General features: G+C 52.9%; 4 protein-coding genes and 2 pseudogenes. 5 read left to right on the top strand and 1 reads right to left on the bottom strand.

What is annotated here, in order from left to right:
• Positions 1–135 precede the first annotated feature (135 nt).
• From CRT23_RS27180 to CRT23_RS29720, 5 genes and pseudogenes are all read left to right on the top strand, one after another.
• Positions 136–404 (top strand): annotated as a pseudogene (locus CRT23_RS27180) (IS110 family transposase); the annotation flags it as partial.
• A gap of 158 nt (positions 405–562) precedes the next feature.
• A pseudogene (locus CRT23_RS29505) lies at positions 563–1,072 on the top strand (IS110 family transposase); the annotation flags it as partial.
• A 547-nt stretch (positions 1,073–1,619) separates the two neighbouring features.
• Entirely contained in the window at positions 1,620–2,585 is a 966-nt protein-coding gene (locus tag CRT23_RS27175; protein WP_103712591.1) for a glycosyltransferase, read from the top strand.
• A gap of 4 nt (positions 2,586–2,589) precedes the next feature.
• The gene (locus CRT23_RS27170) at positions 2,590–4,011 is read left to right on the top strand and encodes a lipopolysaccharide biosynthesis protein (protein WP_103712590.1); all 1,422 of its coding nucleotides are present in this window, start codon (positions 2,590–2,592) and stop codon (positions 4,009–4,011) included.
• Between the two features lie 114 nt (positions 4,012–4,125).
• On the top strand, positions 4,126–4,254 hold the full coding sequence (locus CRT23_RS29720; protein WP_280952028.1) for a hypothetical protein: 129 nt from the start codon (positions 4,126–4,128) through the stop codon (positions 4,252–4,254).
• 33 nt (positions 4,255–4,287) lie between these two features.
• Here the strand turns inward: CRT23_RS29720 and CRT23_RS27165 are convergent.
• Positions 4,288–4,718: integrase core domain-containing protein (locus tag CRT23_RS27165; protein ID WP_245436645.1), on the bottom strand; the 431-nt coding region annotated here is incomplete at its 5' end.

The raw sequence follows: 4,718 nt of genomic DNA, 5'->3' as shown, positions 1-4,718 counted from the left end.
AGCCACCCGCGGGAGCGATCGCGCCGCCATCGTGTTCGACTGGATTGGCACATGATAGATCTGAGGGATACCAACGAGAGCCGGCGGAAGCCTTGGCGCCGGCCTCTTCATTTAAGGGGCGATTGTTCGTACACTCTCGTCGGCATTGCTCCCAACAACCGTGAACCGGGCCTAATGCAAGGCCGTCGATCCATCGCGGGTGGACCAACGTTGGCGCGGGGTGTGCAGTGCATGGCCGCTCTGACCTCGATCCGGCGAGGCTCGCCTTATCGGCCCTTCAATGAGGGCTGCCTCAGCGGTGTCGGTCGAAGAAGGTCGTCCTCGTAGCTGCGACGCGAAAGCTGCCTGTGACGCTCAACGCCATCGTCTGCGACCGCACACCTTGGAAGTCACTTATGGCTTGACCTTCAACACAACCGCTCCGTCGTCGCAGCGCTGCCGTAAAGAACCTAGGCCTGAGCCGCGTCCCTCTATGCGATATCAGCTGTACTACTACTCAACGGGACCGAACACGTGGAGCTCGGTGTAAGCAACCTTACTGATACGGCGGCCGACTTTGCACTGGATCGTAGCGCAGGGCTGTGCCAAGCTCACTCAGCGGTTGGGTGGGTTGCTCGATGCGGACCTAGGCGCCTCGTTGACGCCGCGCATGCGCACCCTTGTGGCCGAGGTACGCGAACGCTGGTAGGACCTCGACCGGTGCGTCGCCGCGCTCGATGCAGAGTTTGCCGGGTAAACGCGCTCGCACGGGAACGCACATCGGCTTACCTCGATCCCAGAGAACGGCGCACTCTATGCCACCGCGCCGGGGGCGGCCACCGCCGACGTAACCACCGTCGCGCACGGACGCGATCTCGCCACCTGGCTCGACATCGCGCCGCATCAGGTCACTACAGGCGGTAAGCCCACGCTCGTCAACATCACCAAGCGCGACGCCGCCTCGCCGCGGCGGGGAGACACCCATCTCTGGCGATGGCTGCGCAGCCTGCTGGCGCGACCGCACGTCCACACAGTGGTCATGACCTTGGCCGCCACAATGCATCGGATTGTCGGGATGCTACTGCGTCAAGGCGCGTGGGGCCACCTGATCCAAGCTCGCCTGAGCCAGCGTGCAACGGCTTTTGGATGTCCGCTGGTGTTTAAGGGAAGATGGGCCGACAGTCTCAGGCTGACCTGAAAGCCTGTCCGCCAAAACGGCGCTGGGATCGCCTCCTTAAGGAGGATCAGAATATGCGGATCTTCATCTCGACCAATAGTGCTATCGTAAGAATGAAAGCTAAAAATGGTATCAAATCAGCTCAGATCCTCAAAGTACCACTAATCTTCCAGGTGCTTGATACGCGCTGTCAAGAACCTCAGAGCCTCCCCTAGCTGATCAGTCAATAGTTCGTAAGATAACTTAACTAGCGGAGACAATGAAAGGGCGATATAGACTACAAATACAACAAGCCAATTAGGAGCGCGGTATGAGCGGAATTTATTGCGGTGGAAGCTTGGCACCTTGGTTGTGTTGAGATATATCGCGGCCACAAGCTAGGAACAGCCCGAAAACATTTCTGCAATCCGTTGTGACTTGATTTAGACTTAAAGATATATCAACGGCAGACAAAGAGGTCTGTATGACAACGCACAGCTTACCAAGCGTAGCAATTGTGACTCCTGCATACAACGCAGGACGGTTTTTGCTGCAAGCAATTGAAAGTGTTCAAAGGCAAACCTTAAGAAATTACGAACACATAATCATAAATGATGGGTCTACGGATAATACACTTGATGTAGCCTTGTCGGTGGATGATATGCGCATCACCGTCCGCACTATTAGTAACAATGGTGTTAGTTTTGCTCGCAATGAGGGACTCAGGAATTGCCGCGCCCCATACGTCTTATTCTTAGACGCGGACGATATTTTGAGGCCAGACGCCCTGCAGCACATGGTTGATGTACTTGAAGCGCATCCCCAGTCTCCCGCGTGCTTTGCACAACACATCAAAATTCCTGAGGCGGGTGTCGATCCGAGTTACGAGGTGCAACGACCACAAAGAGTTTTGCCCCAGGATAAAACTCTTTGGCATCTCTTAGCAAAAAATATAATTGTTAACGGTGGAGCGCTCTGCATTCGGACCGAGGCGGCGCGCGCTGTTGGAGGTTTCAAGACTGATTTGAAACTAGGCGAGGACTGGGAGTTTTGGTGCCGTCTTGCATTACTCGGAGACTTCATTCCTATTCAAAATTTAGTTGCTGTCGACTACAGGCAGACTTCCACTGGGGGTAATAGGCAACAGCGAGGGTCTATACTAAAGCCAAATTTTACTGCTGTGGAAGCTATTTACGCTATTCCGGATCTTGCTCTCCGGTTTAGCAGTTATGATCTATCCCAGCAAAAACGCAAAGCAAAAATTGATAGTTACTGGAGTAGTGCGAAATCTGAACTAGCGCATCAAAACTACTGGCGGTTTACAGGTTATCTATTTGCGGGGTTGATCATGTATCCGGATAGTATTCTCCAGCCAAAGTTGATTTATAGATTTTTGAGCGGTGCGTTCAATGGTAACCGCCGCGTCATTTCAAAAATAGCGAAGAAGTAATTTTATGTTTCGTAACAGTCTCGTATACCTCGTTGGTCGATATGGCGCTTCAGCACTCAACGCCCTGGCATTAGCCGCTTTTACTCGCCTGCTGAGTCCCGGGGACTACGGCATTTACGCGCTAGTTTTCTCAAGCGCGTTAACCGCTTACGCAGGATTTTACCAGTGGTTAAGACAATCCATCAATCGACTTATGCCAGCATATAACGATAAGCTTGAGGACTTTCTATCAAACGTATCATTACTATTTCTGATATCTACTGTTCTTGTGTGGACGAGCGGCGCGATAGCGCTGATTTTTATCTCAGACACGATTTTGTTTTGGCAAATAGCTCTCGGTATGCTTCTTACGGGCGCGCTTGGGCTGGGTGAGGTCAGTATCGGAATACCGCAGTCTCAGTTCAAATCAATAACCTATTCAATATTACTGTTCTTACGCACGATTGCATGTATTTTTTGTAGCTTAATTCTGATTTCGCTTGGATATGGTTGGGCGGGATTAGTGGTCGGTACCACCTTAGGGTTTGTGATTAGTAGCCTTCCCACAATGAAACTCATTGTGCGCGAGTCAAAAATCAAGAATCTGAATCAAGCGATAGTCCGGGAGATTGCTGTCTTCGGCTTGCCCTACGCCCTGGGGGGAGTTCTTGGTGCAATAACCGCAATGTCGGATCGATATATTATAGTTGCGCTAGTTGGGACGGATGCGGCAGGACTCTACTCAGCTTCTTTTGACCTAACAGTAAGAAGCCTCCAGGCCGTGCTCATAGCCATTAACCTCGCGGGCTCCCCATATATATACCGCGCATTTGAAGCGGGTGGGATCGAATCAGCTCAGCCGTTCCTAACGCGGCAAGCTCAACTACTGCTTGCTGTGGGGCTCCCAACTACAGCTGCTCTTTCCGTTCTGACCCCATGGATAACATCCTTGATGCTCGGAAAGCCATTTCAAGCATCTGCAGTCGAGTTGATGCCGTTGATTGCAATTACAACAATGATTTCTGCCTTTGAAACTCTGTATTTTGCGCTGTCGTTTTCCCTTTCGAAGCGCCTGAAATCTATGCTCGTTCTACAGGCGGTCCTTCTGCTAGTAAAAACGATTATAAGTTATACCTTCATCTCGAGCTTCGGTATTCAAGGTGCGGTCATTTCTTCGTTGGTATCCGCAACAATTTCTCTGCTATGTACAATTATTATTGGCAGGAGATTAGTGCATTTGCCTTTTGTGACAGCAGATATACTAAAATTTGGAGCGGCAACGTCAGTTCTGATTTGCATTCTATGGCCTGTGAGGCACGAAGTTGCAACCATAAGGGTAATGTCTTACGCTGCGGTTGCTTCGTTCGCGTATGCAGTTGTGGTCGTACTTTTAGACGCAGCAAATGCGCGCGCGATTACAAAAAGGTATATCAAACTAATTTACTGACATGCCGGAGAAGACTGCGTTTGGTCGACGATAGCGCTTGGACACTTCGAGATATCTCTTCCGTGGGAGGCGGTGTGGTGACTCCCTGATGCTGTCTGCGTTGGGGAGGCTCGGATGGGGCAGCCAGGGTTCTTCGGTCTGGATGAGCGCTATCAGCGTCTGTCGGAGAACGGCGGTCCGCTGGTGAAGCTCACGGCGCTGATCGCCTTCGAAGCGTTCCGGCCGAAGCTGGCTAGTCCTTAAAACGTTCGGATGGATCGAAGGGGCGCGCCCGCCCTAGGTGTTCAGTCCCGAAGTGAGATGGGTCGGATCGTATCTGAAGCGGCTTGGATCGTCTGCCCAGGCTCGGCAGGTCGCCTCGTATGGCGTGAGGCCGCGTAAGGTCCTGAGCCGGCGAGCGAAGTTGTCGGCATCCAGGAAGGCGGCGAGATGGTCCCGCAGCTGATCGTGGCTGTGGTCGTGGTAGCGCTTGACCGTCGCCTCCTTGAGGGTCCGGTTCATGCGCTCGACTTGGCCATTGGTCCACGGGTGGTTTGGCTTGGTGAGCCGATGCTCGATGTCGTGCGCCTGGCAGATCTGATCGAAGCGGTTGATGCGGTACAAGGCAGTCGGGCCGCGACGGTTCTTGGGCAGCTCAGCGAACTGGATGCCGTAGCACATCGGGAAGATGGCTCGACGGCTCTGGGGCGGCGCGCGAAGCCATGCGG

Source organism: Methylobacterium sp. V23 (genome assembly GCF_002917135.1).
Classification (GTDB): Bacteria; Pseudomonadota; Alphaproteobacteria; order Rhizobiales; family Beijerinckiaceae; genus Methylobacterium.
Note: the sequence above shows the minus strand (reverse complement) of the source record. Positions and strands in the feature narration are given on the sequence as shown.

Excerpts from the sequence above, each read along its gene's own strand:
- CRT23_RS27170 (WP_103712590.1), top strand. The coding sequence starts at position 2,590 with ATGTTTCGTAACAGTCTCGTATACCTCGTTGGTCGATATGGCGCTTCA.
- CRT23_RS29720 (WP_280952028.1), top strand. The coding sequence starts at position 4,126 with ATGGGGCAGCCAGGGTTCTTCGGTCTGGATGAGCGCTATCAGCGTCTG.
- CRT23_RS27175 (WP_103712591.1), top strand. The coding sequence starts at position 1,620 with ATGACAACGCACAGCTTACCAAGCGTAGCAATTGTGACTCCTGCATAC.